Source organism: Altibacter sp., assembly GCF_019913785.1.
In the GTDB taxonomy this organism is placed as follows: domain Bacteria; phylum Bacteroidota; class Bacteroidia; order Flavobacteriales; family Flavobacteriaceae; genus Altibacter.
Window position 1 is genome coordinate 1 of sequence record NZ_JAIOHK010000009.1, and the last position, 16,019, is coordinate 16,019.

The window sequence follows — 16,019 nt, forward strand, 5'->3', positions numbered from 1 at the left end:
ATAGTTTCCATCGATATCTGATGTTGTTCCATTGGAGGTTCCTTTTTCAATGACATTGACAAAAGGAACGGTATTACCATTCGGATCACTAATTTTTCCCGTTAGTGTTGTTTGCGCAAACAGAAAACACGGGAAAATGAGTAGTAGAAGCAAGAGTCTCCTACTAATAGAGTTGTTTTGTTTCATAGTTATTAGTTTTGATTAATCACTCGAAGGTACTAAAGATTTATCAATAATTTATTTTTTCCTACATATTAACGTACCGATCCAAACAAATCGTCCCTCCATAATTATCGAAAATCACAAAATAGTACTGTATTACATCCGATTCTTTTTAAATTTGCAACCGCCTGCTCAATTTAGCAGGATCTAATTTTTCCAATAATATGTACAGAACACATACAAACGGCGAACTAAGAGCGTCTAATTCTAATGAAAAAGTCACTTTGTCAGGATGGGTACAAAAAACCAGAAACAAAGGATTTATGATCTGGGTAGATCTTAGAGATCGCTATGGCATTACCCAGCTTATATTCGACGAAGAGCGCACTTCCAAAGAAGTGATGGCAATTGCTTCTAAGCTGGGCCGTGAGTTTGTTATTCAGGTGAACGGAACTGTGATAGTACGTGAATCGAAAAATGTAAACATTCCTACAGGTGATATTGAAATTTTAGTTTCTGAAGTTACCATCCTCAACGAATCGCTTACGCCTCCCTTTACTATTGAAAATGAAACAGATGGCGGTGAGGACCTTCGGATGAAATATCGCTACCTCGATATACGAAGAAAACCGGTGCGTGAAAATTTAATCTTTCGCCATAAGGTCACCATGGCCGTTCGTAACTATTTATCGGAAAAAGGTTTTGTCGAAATTGAAACACCTTATTTAATAAAATCTACTCCGGAAGGAGCCCGTGATTTTGTGGTGCCATCTCGCATGAATGCAGGTCAGTTCTACGCCTTACCTCAATCTCCTCAAACCTTCAAGCAGTTGCTTATGGTGGGTGGAATGGATAAGTATTTTCAAATTGTGAAATGTTTCCGCGATGAGGACCTAAGAGCAGACAGACAACCTGAATTTACCCAAATTGACTGCGAAATGGCCTTTGTTGAACAGGAAGACATCCTACAAACCTTTGAATGCTTGACGCGCCACCTCCTCAAGGAAATAAATGGTGCTGAAGTTGCCGAATTTCCTAGAATGACCTACGATGAGGCCATGAAAAAATATGGCAATGACAAACCGGATATTCGCTTCGGAATGGAATTTGGCGAATTGAATGAAGTAGCTCAGCATAAGGAATTTAATGTATTTAATCAGGCCGAATTGGTTGTTGGAATTGCGGTACCAGGAGGAAATGTGTACACTCGTAAGGATATTGACAATCTGATCGACTGGGTAAAACGACCTCAAATTGGCGCCCTTGGAATGGTATACTGCCGTTGTAATGAAGATGGTAGTTATAAATCGTCTGTCGACAAATTCTACGACGAACAAGATCTGGCAAAGTGGGCTTCGGTGACCGGCGCAAAAGCAGGGGATCTTATTTGTGTACTTTCAGGAAATACATCAAAAGTACGTGCTCAATTGAGCGCTTTGCGAATGGAGTTTGCCGAACGTCTAGGTTTACGAAAGGCAACGGAATTTGCACCCCTTTGGGTGGTTGACTTTCCATTGCTCGAATGGGATGAGGAAACACAACGCTATCACGCGATGCACCACCCATTCACCTCTCCAAAACCCGGACAATTAGCGCTTTTAGCAACGGACCCCGGAGCTGTCAAAGCCAATGCCTATGATCTTGTGCTTAACGGCAATGAAATTGGAGGTGGCTCTATCCGTATTCACGATAAAAAAACTCAGGCCTTGATGTTCGACTATTTAGGCTTTACACCTGAGGAAGCGAAGGCTCAATTTGGCTTTTTAATGGATGCTTTTCAATATGGTGCACCACCACACGGTGGGATTGCCTTTGGTCTGGATCGACTTGTCGCCATACTTGGAGGGCAGGAAACCATACGCGATTTTATAGCCTTTCCGAAAAATAATTCGGGGCGCGATGTCATGATAGATGCCCCTGCGCCTATTGACGAAGCGCAGCTGAAGGAATTAAGTTTGCAACTCAACTTAAAATCGTAACTTTAAAATCCTGCTCAAGCAGGATTTTTTGATACCATAGCAAATGCCTCCACAGAAAAAATCCTTGCTCACACGATTTTTGATCTGGCGATTAAAATACATCTCGCACAAGCAATTTATTTTTATAGTGAGTATTTTGGTGGGCTTTCTATCGGGTTTGGGAGCTGTGCTTATAAAAAACGGCACCCACTTTATACAACTGCTTCTAGAAGGGAAGCTCATTAAAGAATACCATTCGGCATTCTATTTTATCTTTCCACTTATTGGATTAGCCATCACCTATTTAATTCTCAAATATATTGTGCGGAACAAACCTTCACAGGGCATCCCCGCAACCTTGTATGCTATTTCCAAAAAGAAAGGGATCATGAAGCCCTTTCAGATGTTTGGAAGCTTACTCGCTGCGCCAATAACAGTAGGCTTTGGAGGCTCAGTGGGGTTGGAAGGACCTACGGTGGCAACCGGTGCAGCGGTGAGTTCGAATCTGTCGCGGATGTTGCATATGAATCAGGCAACGCGAACTTTACTCATAGGCTGTGCAGCAGCAGCGGCCATGTCTTCTATTTTTAAAGCACCTATTGCAGCAATTATTTTTGCGGTAGAAGTATTCAGCTTAGACTTGACTTTGGTCAGTATGATTCCGCTATTGTTGGCATCTAGTTCAGCCTTGATTACATCTTATTTTTTCTTTGGAGATGATATTTTACTCCCTTTTAGCATTCAAGATAAATTTGTGTTGAAGGATCTTCCATTTTATATTATTCTAGGTATTGTTGCAGGGTTTGTCTCTATTTATTTTACTGAAACCTATGAACGCTTTCAGAATTTTTTTGAAAAAATTGGCTCTCCAATAAAACGCCTTATTATTGGTGGTTTGGGTATTGGAATTCTAGTCTATTTTATTCCTCCACTATATGGAGAGGGTTTTGATGTAATTAACAATTTAGTTCAAGGACATCCCGAAAAAGCACTGGAGAATAATATATTCAGTTTGGATCTTAACAACGTTTGGATCTTAGTTGCCTTATTAGCCGGCCTCGTGATTTTTAAAGTTATTGCAAGTTCCCTTACGTTTGGCGCAGGAGGTGTGGGAGGCATTTTTGCCCCAACGCTTTTTATGGGAAGCATCATGGGCTTTTGTCTCGCGAAAATTTTAAACAATATTGGTCTGTTTTCCCATCCAATCTCTGAAAGTAATTTTACACTTGTTGGAATGACAGGATTAATGGCTGGAGTACTTCATGCGCCACTCACGGCTATCTTTTTAATTGCTGAAGTAACCGGAGGCTACGAATTATTTTTACCACTAATGATCACTGCGGCTATATCATTTTCAATAACAAAATATTTTGTACCACATTCTGTATACGCAATGGAATTGGGTCGGAAGGGAGAGTTAATTACACACAATAAGGATCATGCCGTGTTAACACTTATGGATATTAAATCGGTGGTAGAACAAAATTTCGTAAAAATATATGCCGATATGACCTTAGGTGAAATTGTTCGTGAAGCCGTGGTGAAATCGAATAGGAATATCTTTCCGGTGATCGACAAAGAAACCGAAAGTTTGGAAGGTATTATCTTACTGGATGATCTAAGGCCCGTTATGTTCGATCAAACACTTTACAAAGTAATAATGGCGCGCGATTTAATGCAGAATCCTCCCGCACTTATAAATTTAGAAGAGGACAAAATGACCCAAGTCATGAAAAGATTTCAGGATACCGGAGCCTGGAATCTTCCGGTAATCTCAGGAGGGAAATACTACGGCTTTGTGTCAAAATCGAAGTTACTCACGGCATACCGAAGAAAATTAATTGATTTTTCAGGAAAACATTAATTATGAAATACATTCTTATCACCTTACTCCTTTTAGCAATCCTTGGAACCTGTTTGGGTTTTTATATCCGGGCCGAAGATCTTAAAACCGGAGAATTCCTTATTGGCATCTCTATCGCCATAACCTTTTTTATCACCATGCCTGTGTTTATCTATCATCGCTGGAAAAACCGAAGTGTTAAAGACTATATGTTAACCAAAGAAAATATTGACAAAATGCGAAATTATAGCAAAGACAAAAAGCTATAAATCAATGCCTGCATTTAAAAAAAGTAATCGCTTCTTGATTTTTGAGGTCATAATTATAGTACATTTGTTATTATTAATTTATTTTTTATTTACAATGGAAGGAACAGTAAAGTTTTTTAACGAATCAAAAGGTTTCGGGTTTATCACCAACGATGAAACCGGAAAAGACATCTTTGTACACGTAACCGGTCTTAATGGCGAAGCCCTTAATGAAGGTGACAAAGTAGAGTATGTTGAAGAAGAAGGACGAAAAGGAATGGTAGCAGCACAAGTGCGCGTAATCCACGACTAAGATATATATCTTAACAACTAACTATGAAAAGCCTGCTATTAAATAGCAGGCTTTTTATTTAGTGTAAGTTCCGTTTTTCGATAAAAAATTTCTTTAACAAAGCTGAAGCTTCTACGGCTAAAACACCACCCTTCATTTTTGTTTTTGGATGTAGCCTTGTGTTCAATGAAATACAACCCCGCTGCTCATCTCTGGCACCGTAAACAATATTGGAAATCTGACTCCAAAACAAAGCCCCTGCGCACATTTGACAAGGCTCAATAGTCACATACAAGGTACAATCCAATAGATATTTCCCTCCCAGATAGTTCGCCGCCGCTGTTATAGCCTGCATTTCGGCATGTGCCGTAACGTCATTCAAAGTTTCAGTAAGATTATGAGCTCTGGCAATAATCTGATTATTTATAACAATCACCGCCCCTATCGGAACCTCCCCTTTTTGATACGCTACCTCTGCCTCTTGCAAGGCTCGTTTCATAAAATAGTTTTCATCAAAGGGATTCAGTACACTCATAATCTCAAATATACAAAAGCAAAATGTATCTTTGCAGGGTGTCAAAAAAGATATTAGATAGCATCGTATTTCCAAAAGACCTGCGTACACTTTCTGCTCAGGAATTGCCTCAACTTGCCCTCGAATTACGAGATTTTATCATCAATATCGTTGCCGTAAAAGAAGGACATTTGGGCGCTAGTTTGGGTGTGGTTGAATTAACTATTGCCTTACATTATGTATTTAATACCCCGGATGATATTCTTGTTTGGGATGTAGGACATCAAGCTTATGGACACAAGATCCTTACCGGAAGAAAAGAGGCATTTCACACCAACAGAAGCTTACACGGTCTAAGTGGATTTCCTAAAATGGAAGAAAGTGTTTACGACGCGTTCGGTACGGGGCATAGTAGTACGGCGATCTCAGCGACGCTGGGAATGTCAATTGCAGCGCAATTGACAGGTGATGCCGACAGGCAGCATATTGCCGTAGTAGGCGATGCTTCTATAGCCAGTGGAATGGCATTTGAAGCCCTAAACCATGCCGGAGTTACGGATACTAATTTGTTGGTCATACTAAACGACAATGCCATTGGTATTGATCCAAGTGTTGGAGCATTAAAGGCTTATTTTACAAAGGTAAAATTGAACGGAGCCACAGACACCGAAAACATATTTGAAGCACTTAATTTTAATTATACAGGACCGATAGATGGGCACAACCTTACCGAGTTGATAACCGCATTGAAACGATTAAAACTACAGAAAGGTCCGAAATTGTTACATGTTATCACCAAAAAAGGGAAAGGACTAAAACAGGCGGAAGAAAATCAAGTGACCTATCACGCCCCGGGAAAATTTGATGCCTCAACCGGAGAATTGTTGCCAAAAAATATTGAAAATACACCTCCAAAATTTCAGGATGTTTTCGGAAAGACATTGGTAGAATTAGCAACTTCGAACGAAAGAATCATAGGGATTACTCCTGCCATGCCTACGGGAAGCTCTCTAAAATACTTTATGGATGCCTTTCCTAATCGTGCATTCGACGTTGGCATTGCCGAACAGCACGCAGTTACCTTCGCAGCAGGCTTAGCTACACAAGGTATGTTCGTGTATTGCAATATCTATTCTACTTTTTTGCAACGCGCCTACGATCAGGTGATTCACGATGTCTGTCTGCAAGCGCTTCCTGTTATATTTTGTTTGGATAGGGCGGGGCTGGTTGGAGAGGATGGCGCTACACACCATGGTATATTTGATATTGCCTATTTGCGATGTATCCCCAACCTTATTATTGTAGCACCTAGAAACGAAGTTGAACTCAGAAATATCCTTTATACAGCGCAGCTCGGATTGGACTTACCCATGGCAATTCGTTACCCTCGCGGACGGGGATCTGTAATAGCATGGAAACAGCCCTTTTCAAGGATTGAAATTGGAACAGGACAACAACTTAAAAATGGTTCCAAGATTGTAATACTGACTATTGGCACTATGGCAACCAATGCACTGGAAGCGATAGCTTCAATTCCCGAAGCCGAATATATCGCATGTTACGATATGCGCTTTGTAAAACCCTTGGACGAAAAATTACTACATACCATTTTTGAAGCCTTTCCCATTATCATTACTGTCGAAGATGGTGTGATTCACGGCGGATTCGGAAGTGCTATTGCCGAATTTTCGGTGCGAAACAAATACCGTAATACGATTGAAATAATAGGAGTTCCCGATGTGTTTCCGGAACAAGGTACAGTCGAAGAACTTCAGGATCTTATGGGGATCTCTTCAGAAAAAATTAAGCTGGCCCTTCAAAAATATCTATAAAAAAAGGAGGCCATAACAGCCTCCTTTCTTCTTAATAATCTATTAAAAATTTATTTGATAATAACCTTCGCGTTGTGAACATAATTGTCACCTTCTATCTGTATAAGATATACCCCTGTTTGTAGGTAGCTTACATCAATAGAAACCGTATCATGCAATTCAACATTTTCAGCATATACTTTTCTTCCATTCAAATCAAAGATCGAAATAGTTGCATCGCTCAAGCTCATTAACGACTTCACATTGATATTTCCATTAGACGGATTTGGATAAATAATAAAGTTCTGATTAAAAGTACTATCCGCTGTTCCTAAAATACAACCTGTAGTTGTTGGGACATCAAAGGCTTCAACGCCATCGGAAGTACTATTACTACTCCCTTGACTTGCACTCAGTCCTAATCCTCTTCGTGCAAAAGCTTCCCAGATTAAACATTGATTATCGCCTCCATTATTAATCATATCGGCTTCAAGGATGGCATTTCTACCATCAACAAATCCCGGGCTACAAGGTTGTAGTTTCATTCCGTCCATAACTAGTTGAAAAGCAATATTATTCCCGCCAGTTCCATTATAGATATCGGAATCCCAGCCATATACATCAATAAGGTCCCAGGTCATTTCCCATAGCATGGTGGCCCATACAAAACCAACTCCATGAGGGACAGACACGTTTCCGTTAACATCGGCATAGGTGTAATCATTTATACCAAAATCGGTGCTATAGGGTGCTTCTCTAATTCCATTTGGATCCCCTGAAGCATAAGACGCCATTCCACGTATATCACCTTCTAAGTCTCCTGGTTGCATTGTCATAACCAATCCAAAATAGTCGCTCCAGCCTTCTCCCATTTGTTCTGCATTCTGAAGGCATCCGGCAGCCGAAGGACCACCCGTTAGTCTATTGGAAATCCCATGTGTATACTCATGAATAACGATTTCGGTATCGAGATCTCCATCTCGATTTAGAGGAACATTCGTTCCGTTTACTGTTCCGTTTATGCTTCCGGCACCGAGTAATTCAGTGATAATAGGCTCGCCATCTACATCGGAAATAGCAAATAGTGGAATCGTGACTTGACAGCCTACCACTCCGGCTCCCATAAGTGGCGGTGCTCCGGCTGCATTATTTACAATGATTACCGCGACAGCACCATTGGTTTGTGCTGCAAGGGCTTTTACCCCAAATTCACAATCTCCACGGCGAATAACTACTATTTTTCCGGCCAATGCAGGTCCGTTAGTTATGTTATCACAACCATCATTAGGATCGGAAGAAGTTCCTGCATCGTCGTCTTCAATCACTACCAAATCTGCTGTTAAGGTAGTGGGTATAGCACCTCCGAATCCAGCCGGCACACCACTGTAAACGCCTGCTAGCGGTCCGCCATTTATTGTAAAAATATCGGTAACCGCGCCAGTCGCTCCTGTCCAAATATACATCTGCATTCTCGGGTTTTGCCCATCAGGACCTGTGGCAAAATTGGCATTATTGGTGCCGCCACCATCCTGTGCTTCGGCCATTACTTCGTCACTTCCCTGACCTCCATTGCCATAATTGTTGAATTGGAAATTCCCACTAGCCTCGTCAAATCCATATTGATACGTCACATCGTGTACGATATTATTCAAGTAGAACAAATTTACGGTAGCCGCATCCCTAAAATTTACAGGCGAATTTGGCAATCCAAATGGAAAATCAAAATCGAGGGTTGCTCCTCCATCAGGAGAAGGTCCTGAACCCGTATTACAAAGGTCTAGATAGGCGAACGCATTGTTTCCTCTTGTAATAGTATATTCTGCACCACCCGCACCATTGGTATCGTGCCAACCAAAAGGGGAGGCTGTTGCATTTGATGGACTGTTTTCCAAGGTGTCAGGACCGTCATCAGGGTTTCTGAGTGGAAGTGCAAAAACGCGGTATTGCGCGCCTCCACTACTCTCTACATTACTAGAGTTTTCCGGAAACACAATGCTTTTTTGAATTGAAGCTTTTCCTCCTGAATGACTGTGAAATGCGTCACCAAAGTCACAATTTGCAACCCAATCATGAGTATCTAAAAGCGTTCCTGTCACTGCATCAATTCGAACGCCGTAGTAGTGACTACCGTCTAGCAAGTATATACTTAAATCCCAGGCCAGACGTAAGTTGTTATTTTCTGTAGGCTGGAATACTAGTTCCACAGGAATGTTTTCTAACGAGATGTTTCCTTTTGAAAAAACATAACTATTCCCGGAAGATTCTAACAATTCTAAATTGGTCGGGCTTTCAATACCCAAAGCCATAGTCGCTTTGATAATTGCCGATAAAGCCGAAATCCCGGGGTTTGTAGTATTGACACTTGTAGCGATATTAGGTATGAAGCTCAGCCCCGCATGAATTACCTGTCCATTTTTTACTGCAAAACTTGAAACCGAATTAAACACTTTGATGCCTTGGAAGTTTTGCGAAGCATACACATTGTCTAATTGCATGCTTTTGGAAAAACTCTGAGAGGCAATCGTAATATCTGCAATATCCTGAGGTTGTAACCCCAGCTCCGCGCGATTTACATTAAGGTAGGAGCCAATAGCTCCGCTGAAATCCTGCGCTTGTCCCCATGAAATGGCGAAAAACACAAATAAGTAAAGTACTTTTTTCATAATAGGTTATTAGTTGATTAATAATTCATAAAAGCTTTGAAACAATGTAATATCTGTTAGAAGAATTTTATGTGGATGCTAAAAATACCGAAAAAATATTTACTTCTAATTAATTCCCTTTTTATTTAATAAAAAGTGCCGAAGACTATATGTTTCCATTAATCTTATTAAAAATTTGAAGGGCATTCCCGTCGGTAAGACCCGAAATATAACTGCAACTCTCCATTAGATAGTGATACTCTGAACGCTCTTGTGATAACACATTTTCAAAATTCTTTAGGATAAGGTGATCGTAATGGGTGGCCTTGTTAGCCTGGTAATTCTCAAATGCCGAAGCGAACGTATCTAACAAGGTTGATAAAATCTTATAACCGGCAATTTCCTTTTCTATTACCTCATTGCTCTTGTAGATCTTTTCAACACTTATCTTGATGATGTCATTAATTTGAGCCTTATAGGTGCTTTTGTCTAAAAGTGCTTCGGAAAATTTGCCGTTTAATATAGCGGTTTCATGTTTTAAAAACACAGCAGATGCTTCCGAAATCAATGTATTGATCGCCAACGACCGAAGGTAAGCCAATCGGTCCGAGGCCTGTGAAAGCGCGTTGTATTTTTTGGTGTTGATACTATCCTTTACCAACTTGATTAAATACTCCAGCGCAAAATCTTCTTCAATCAAACCTAAATTGATTCCATCTTCAAAATCGATTATGGTATAACAAATATCATCGGCTGCTTCTACCAAATAGGCCAAAGGATGCCGATTAAAACAAAGGTTAGACGTATCGCCCCTTCTCAACAATCCCAATTCGTCGACCACTTCAGAAAAAAAAGCTGTGTCAGACTGAAACACACCGTATTTTTTATCGGCTATATGTTTTGTAGGTCTTTTAGGAAGAGATTCCTTCGGATATTTCATAAAAGCACCCAAGGTAGCGTATGAAAGGCGCAGACCCCCAATCACACCATTTTTAGATTCGGTTAAAATTTTAAAGCCGTTGGCATTTCCTTCAAAATCTACCAAATCCTGATATTCTTTCTTTGTTAATTTTGACTGAAATCGTTTTCCATTTCCGTTTAAAAAATAATTCCCAATAGCCTTCTCCCCGCTATGCCCAAAGGGCGGATTGCCAATATCGTGCGCCAAAGAAGCTGCGGCTACAATAGCACCGAAATCATTAAAATGATATCCATGTACTTTCTGAAGTTGTGGGTGCTTCTCTAAAATTGCCTTACCCACTGTTCGTCCTAATGAACGCCCTACTACTGAAACTTCTAAACTATGCGTTAAGCGAGTATGGACGAACGATGTTTTAGACAAAGGAATTACCTGTGTTTTATCCTGTAAACTCCTAAAGGCCGAAGAAAAAATAACACGGTCGTAATCTACTTCAAACCCCAATCGGGTTTCGTCTTGCTCAATTCGCAAACGTTTGTTGGTGTCGCCGTGTCGCCGGAGTGACAGGAGTTGTTCCCACTGCATCATAGCCTATCTAATTTTAAATGCAAGATATATTATTTGATAATCATAAGGAAACATTAAATTAACATTAGTATTGGTTATTTGCAAAGACAAAAAACTTAAAAACGATTATACATGAAACGTAATTACTTATACCTAGCCATTTGTTGTCTATCATTCTTTATTGGACAGGCACAAGAAGAACAAGGAAATCCTTTTAGTATTAAATGGGATAATGGATTTAAAGTTGAAAATGCTGACAAAGTATTCAAATTAAAATTTGGTGGTCGAATTATGGTAGATCACGCCTATTTATTTCAGAACGATCAATTAAATACCAATGTTGGAATGTTGGAATCTAAAAGCGGAAGTGAATTTAGACGTGCCCGTTTGTATACGTCAGGAACCGTTTATGAGAATGTAGAGTTTAAAATTCAGATTGATTTTTCAGGTGGCGGAGTTTCTTTTAAGGATGTATATGTTGGTATAAAAGATATTCCGGGTGCTGGAACCGTACGCGTTGGACACGTAAAAGAGCCTTTTAGATTAGACGCCCTAACCAGTAGCAAATATATTACGTTTATGGAACGTGCACTACCTATTGATTTTTCTCAAGAACGAAATACGGGTATCGTTGTTTTCAATGACATTATTAAAGATCGCCTTTCTTTTCAAGCGGGGGCCTTCAGAAATTCAGACGGAACGGGAGACGCTATCATGGCCGATGATGGGTATGCACTTACAGGACGTGTTACCGGCTTGGCACTGAAAAATGACGACAACAAACAACTACTTCACTTGGGTGTTGGGTATAGTTTCAGAAAAATGGAGTCGAAAGAATTCAAAATTTCCTCACGCCCTGAAGCGCATTTAGCACCAAAATATATTAGCACTGGAACTTTGGAAAACGTGGACAATGTCAATTTGGTAAACTTTGAAACTGCATATGTAAGTGGCCCTATTTCATTTCAGGGAGAATACTTAATGGCTACTGTTAATAATTTAGATATCGCTGCATTCGACAAATATGAATTTTCTAGTTACTACGGTCAGGTAAGTTATTTTATCACCGGAGAAAGCAGAAAATATAAAAGTTCGTATGAAGCTTTTGACCGCGTAAAGCCCAACAAGAACTTTGGAGGCAAGAACAAAGGAGCAGGAGCCTGGGAAATCGCGCTTCGTTATTCAAGTTCAAATTTAAACAGTGAAGCTATTTTAGGTGGTGAGCAGTCCGACATTACCCTAGGTGTAAACTGGTATCTTAATCCGGTCACCCGTATCATGGTAAATCATGTGTGGGCCGACATTAAAGACACCGGTAACGCTTCTATCCTACAAGCTAGAATGCAGATTGATTTCTAAGAATTAATGATGGCCTAAGATGCTAAAAGTGAAATGTAAACAATAGTGTTTTCTTCATACTCACATAACCATAGCATAACATTCACCTGCGTTCTTTGTAGCGCAAAAACTAATGATTTAAACATGAAAAAAATTGTAACAAGTTTCGTACTAGCACTTATATTAATTGCTTGTGGAGAAAAAAAAGAAACAAACGACACTGCTCAAAATGAAACGGCAGCTTTATCAGGAACCATTAAAGTGGACGGTTCTAGTACAGTATTCCCGGTCACAGAAGCCGTAGCGGAAGAATTCAGATCCATCCAACCCGATGTGAAGGTTACTATTGGAGTATCCGGAACAGGGGGTGGTTTTAAGAAATTTTCCAGAGGAGAAACCAATATCTCCAACGCATCGCGTCCTATTAAAGATAAGGAGATAGCTGCCTGTAAAGAGAATAATATCAAATACTTGGAACTTGAGGTTGCCTATGATGGTCTCGCGGTATTAGTGAATCCTGAGAATACTTGGGTGGATAGTTTTACCGTTGAAGAATTGAAAATGATCTGGGAGCCGGCTGCACAAGATAAGATCATGAAATGGAATCAGATACGCCCGGAATGGCCAAATGAAGAAATTCATTTATTCGGCCCTGGAGTCGCTTCAGGAACCTATGACTATTTCACTGAAGCTATTGTAGGTAAAAGTGGATCTAGTCGTGGTGATTTTACCGCGAGCGAAGATGACCATGTTTTGGTACAAGGCATTGCTGGTGATAAATATTCCTTAGGATTTTTCGGATTGGCGTATTATTCAGAAAATGCCGATAAACTGACCTTGATTGGTGTTAATAATGGTACTGAAGTGGTAAAGCCTTCACTGGAAACCGTTAAGAACGGAACGTACACACCATTATCAAGACCTTTATTTATCTATGTGAACAGTACATCGGTTTCTTCTCCTGAAGTGGTTGAATTTGTGAACTTCTATATCGATAACGCAGCTGAGCTTTCTAAAGATGTGGGGTATATCCCGCTTCCATCAGAAAACTATACCAAGCAGAAAGAGAATTTCAAAGCTTTTGTTGAAAGTAACAAATAAACAAAGGTTTGATTAGTGAAGAATCAGGTGCCTTTTTTGGGCGCCTGATTTACTTATATAAAAAGCTACTATGCGAAAAGTAAAGGAACTCATTATAGAAAAGTCGCTGTTATCCAGTGCTTTGATTACCATCTTGGTGACTTTTGGGATCATTATGGTACTTTCGGTAGAGGCAGTTATCTTTTTCAAAGAGGTATCTATTGTCGATTTCTTTACCGATACCCAGTGGACTCCTTTATTTACAGAAAAGCATTTCGGAATCCTTCCGTTGTTATCTGGAACCTTATTAACGTCTTTTATTGCAATCTCTGTAGCGCTTCCAATTGGACTTTCCATAAGCATCTATTTGAGTGAGTATGCTCCCAAGTCCTTCAGAAAGACCATAAAGCCATTGCTGGAATTATTGGCCGCCGTACCAACGGTAGTTTACGGGTTTTTCGCACTGGTAGTAGTCACTCCATTCTTGCAAGAAATTATTCCAAATCTTTCAGGTTTTAATTCACTTTCAGCCGGTATCGTCATGGGGATTATGATCATTCCTTATATTTCTTCACTAAGTGAAGATGCCTTACATGCCGTTCCAAGTTCGCTCCGAGAAGCTTCCTTCGGAATGGGAGCCACCAAATTGCAAACCGCTTTTAAAGTAATCGTACCTGCCGCTTCTTCTGGAATTATAGTTTCTATAATCTTAGCCATTTCAAGAGCCATAGGGGAAACCATGATCGTTGCGATTGCCGCCGGACAGCAACCCCGTTTGACATTAGATCCAACAGTTCCTGTTGAAACCATCACTGCCTATATTGTTCAGGTTAGTTTAGGGGATGTACAACACGGATCCTTGGAATACAGAACCATATTTGCCGCTGGAATTACACTGTTTGCTTTTACATTCCTGTTGAATACGATTAGCTATAGAATTCGTAAAAAATACCAGGAGAAGTATGAATAGTATACAAAAAAATAGGTGGAAGGATCAGGCCTTTAAGGTATGGGGAATACTATGTACGCTCATTGGGCTGGTTTTATTGGTGGTTTTTATAGGAGACATTCTTATCGACGGCCTTCAACGCATCGATTGGAGCTTTATAACCAGTTTGCCTTCGAGAAAAGCAGAGAAGTCAGGTATTTATACCGCTTTAATAGGAAGTATTTGGATCTTATTGTTAACAACGATCATTGCATTTCCAATAGGCGTCGCAGCTGGCATCTATTTGGAAGAATACGCCAAAAAAAACAGGTTTTCCGGGCTTTTAGAGATCAATATTTCAAATCTGGCTGGGGTTCCTTCTATAATCTATGGATTACTAGGACTTGAAGTATTTGTTCGAATTATGAATCTTGGCGCCAGTGTTTTGGCTGGAAGTTTAACATTATCTCTATTAATTCTACCTATCATTATTGTGGCAACTCGTGAAGCCATTAAAGCAGTGCCCTCCTCCATAAAAGATGCTTCTTTCGCATTAGGAGCTTCAAAATGGCAAACCATTTGGCATCAAATATTACCCGCTTCCGGAGGGGGAATTCTAACCGGAGTTATTCTGGCGTTGTCCAGAGCGATAGGTGAAACCGCTCCGCTAATAGTAGTGGGAGCACTTGCTTATGTACCTTTTGCTCCATCAAATCCTATGGACGAATTTTCGGTATTACCCATTCAAATTTTCAATTGGATATCGAGACCACAACACGGATTTATAGAAAATGCGGCAGCGGCAATCATTATTTTATTGGCAATTACCTTTATTATGAATGGAATTGCTGTGTATTTCAGAAATAAATGGCAGAAAAAATGGAAATAGTTGCAGAAAAAAAGAAACAGAAGAACATGACACTAGACAGAATAATTGATCCCACACTTAAAAAGACTCCTAAAATTGAGGTAACAGATGCTAAGGTTTGGTATGGTGATTTCCAAGCCATCAAAGGTATTGATATGAATATTAAGACCAATGCCGTGACCGCTTTTATTGGGCCATCGGGTTGTGGTAAATCAACTTTCCTTAGACTTTTCAATCGAATGAATGATTATGTGGATGGTTTCCGTATGGAAGGAAAAATTAAGGTGGATGGTGACAACATTTACAAGAAAAAAGTCAATGTGGAAGAGTTGCGAAAAGAAATTGGGATGGTATTTCAGAAACCAAATCCATTTCCAAAATCTATTTTCGAGAATGTGGCCTATGGTTTAAAAATCCAAGGGATTAAAGACAAAAAATTCATTGCAGATCGTGTTGAAAAAGCGTTGCGTCAAGCCGATCTGTGGGAGGAAGTAAAAGAGGATCTTAAAAAATCGGGATTGGCACTTTCGGGAGGACAGCAACAGCGCCTTTGTATTGCACGTACGTTGGCCGTAGAGCCATCCATCATTTTAATGGACGAGCCTACTTCGGCTTTGGATCCTATTTCAACTGCTAAAATTGAAAATCTTATTTTTCAGCTTAAAGAGAAATACACAATTGTAATTGTAACACATAATATGCAACAAGCCAGTAGAATTAGCGACTATACCGCTTTTTTCTATCTGGGTGAATTGATCGAGTACGATAAAACAAAAACAATATTTACAAACCCCGAAAAAACGCAAACTGAAAATTATATAACGGGTCGTTTTGGTTAATTTTATTAAA

Annotated in this window: 14 protein-coding genes; 10 read left to right on the forward strand and 4 right to left on the reverse strand. The window is 39.9% G+C overall.

Annotation, left to right across the window (positions count from 1 at the left end):
• Window positions 1-186 (reverse strand): hypothetical protein (locus K8F54_RS01120; protein ID WP_290785848.1); only part of this gene is annotated, 186 nt, incomplete at its 3' end.
• 200 nt (window positions 187-386) lie between these two features.
• On the opposite strand from K8F54_RS01120, the gene aspS reads away from it, so the two are divergent.
• The 4 genes from aspS to K8F54_RS01140 all read left to right on the forward strand — a co-directional run bounded on the left by aspS (window position 387) and on the right by K8F54_RS01140 (window position 4,524).
• Entirely contained in the window at window positions 387-2,141 is a 1,755-nt protein-coding gene (gene aspS / locus K8F54_RS01125; protein WP_290785851.1) for an aspartate--tRNA ligase, read from the forward strand.
• A gap of 43 nt (window positions 2,142-2,184) precedes the next feature.
• On the forward strand, window positions 2,185-3,984 hold the full coding sequence (locus tag K8F54_RS01130) for a chloride channel protein (RefSeq protein ID WP_290785854.1): 1,800 nt from the start codon (window positions 2,185-2,187) through the stop codon (window positions 3,982-3,984).
• Between the two features lie 2 nt (window positions 3,985-3,986).
• Window positions 3,987-4,232, forward strand: coding sequence for a hypothetical protein (locus tag K8F54_RS01135; protein WP_290785857.1), 246 nt, complete (start codon window positions 3,987-3,989; stop codon window positions 4,230-4,232).
• A gap of 94 nt (window positions 4,233-4,326) precedes the next feature.
• Window positions 4,327-4,524 carry a cold-shock protein gene (locus tag K8F54_RS01140; protein ID WP_045078898.1) on the forward strand — a complete coding sequence of 66 codons (198 nt, stop codon included), beginning with the start codon at window positions 4,327-4,329 and terminating at the stop codon, window positions 4,522-4,524.
• A 58-nt stretch (window positions 4,525-4,582) separates the two neighbouring features.
• On the opposite strand, the gene K8F54_RS01145 is transcribed toward K8F54_RS01140, so the two are convergent.
• Window positions 4,583-5,038, reverse strand: a complete 456-nt coding sequence (locus K8F54_RS01145; protein ID WP_290785865.1) for a nucleoside deaminase — start codon at window positions 5,036-5,038, stop codon at window positions 4,583-4,585.
• A gap of 38 nt (window positions 5,039-5,076) precedes the next feature.
• Between K8F54_RS01145 and K8F54_RS01150 the strand changes: the two genes are divergently transcribed.
• A complete protein-coding gene (locus K8F54_RS01150; RefSeq protein WP_290785868.1) occupies window positions 5,077-6,849 on the forward strand; it encodes a 1-deoxy-D-xylulose-5-phosphate synthase in 1,773 nt (590 codons plus the stop codon).
• 50 nt (window positions 6,850-6,899) lie between these two features.
• Here the strand turns inward: K8F54_RS01150 and K8F54_RS01155 are convergent, their stop codons facing one another.
• The gene (locus tag K8F54_RS01155; RefSeq protein WP_290785871.1) at window positions 6,900-9,491 is read right to left on the reverse strand and encodes a T9SS-dependent M36 family metallopeptidase; all 2,592 of its coding nucleotides are present in this window, start codon (window positions 9,489-9,491) and stop codon (window positions 6,900-6,902) included.
• A gap of 145 nt (window positions 9,492-9,636) precedes the next feature.
• Window positions 9,637-10,974, reverse strand: coding sequence for a dGTP triphosphohydrolase (gene dgt / locus K8F54_RS01160; RefSeq protein WP_290785925.1), 1,338 nt, complete (start codon window positions 10,972-10,974; stop codon window positions 9,637-9,639).
• 114 nt (window positions 10,975-11,088) lie between these two features.
• On the opposite strand from dgt, the gene K8F54_RS01165 reads away from it, so the two are divergent.
• The 5 genes from K8F54_RS01165 (at window position 11,089) to pstB (ending at window position 16,009) form a co-directional block, all read left to right on the forward strand.
• Entirely contained in the window at window positions 11,089-12,315 is a 1,227-nt protein-coding gene (locus tag K8F54_RS01165) for a porin (protein WP_290785873.1), read from the forward strand.
• A gap of 123 nt (window positions 12,316-12,438) precedes the next feature.
• Complete coding sequence (locus K8F54_RS01170) at window positions 12,439-13,395, forward strand: PstS family phosphate ABC transporter substrate-binding protein (RefSeq protein ID WP_290785875.1); 957 nt, start codon at window positions 12,439-12,441, stop codon at window positions 13,393-13,395.
• A gap of 70 nt (window positions 13,396-13,465) precedes the next feature.
• Window positions 13,466-14,344 carry a phosphate ABC transporter permease subunit PstC gene (gene pstC, locus K8F54_RS01175; RefSeq protein ID WP_290785878.1) on the forward strand — a complete coding sequence of 293 codons (879 nt, stop codon included), beginning with the start codon at window positions 13,466-13,468 and terminating at the stop codon, window positions 14,342-14,344.
• Window positions 14,337-15,191 (forward strand): phosphate ABC transporter permease PstA, encoded by an 855-nt coding sequence (pstA, locus tag K8F54_RS01180; RefSeq protein ID WP_290785881.1) that lies wholly within the window; start codon window positions 14,337-14,339, stop codon window positions 15,189-15,191. The genes pstC and pstA overlap by 8 nt, the downstream gene beginning before the upstream one ends.
• 26 nt (window positions 15,192-15,217) lie before the next feature.
• Window positions 15,218-16,009 (forward strand): phosphate ABC transporter ATP-binding protein PstB, encoded by a 792-nt coding sequence (gene pstB, locus K8F54_RS01185; protein ID WP_290785928.1) that lies wholly within the window; start codon window positions 15,218-15,220, stop codon window positions 16,007-16,009.
• The last annotated feature ends 10 nt before the right edge of the window (window positions 16,010-16,019 follow it).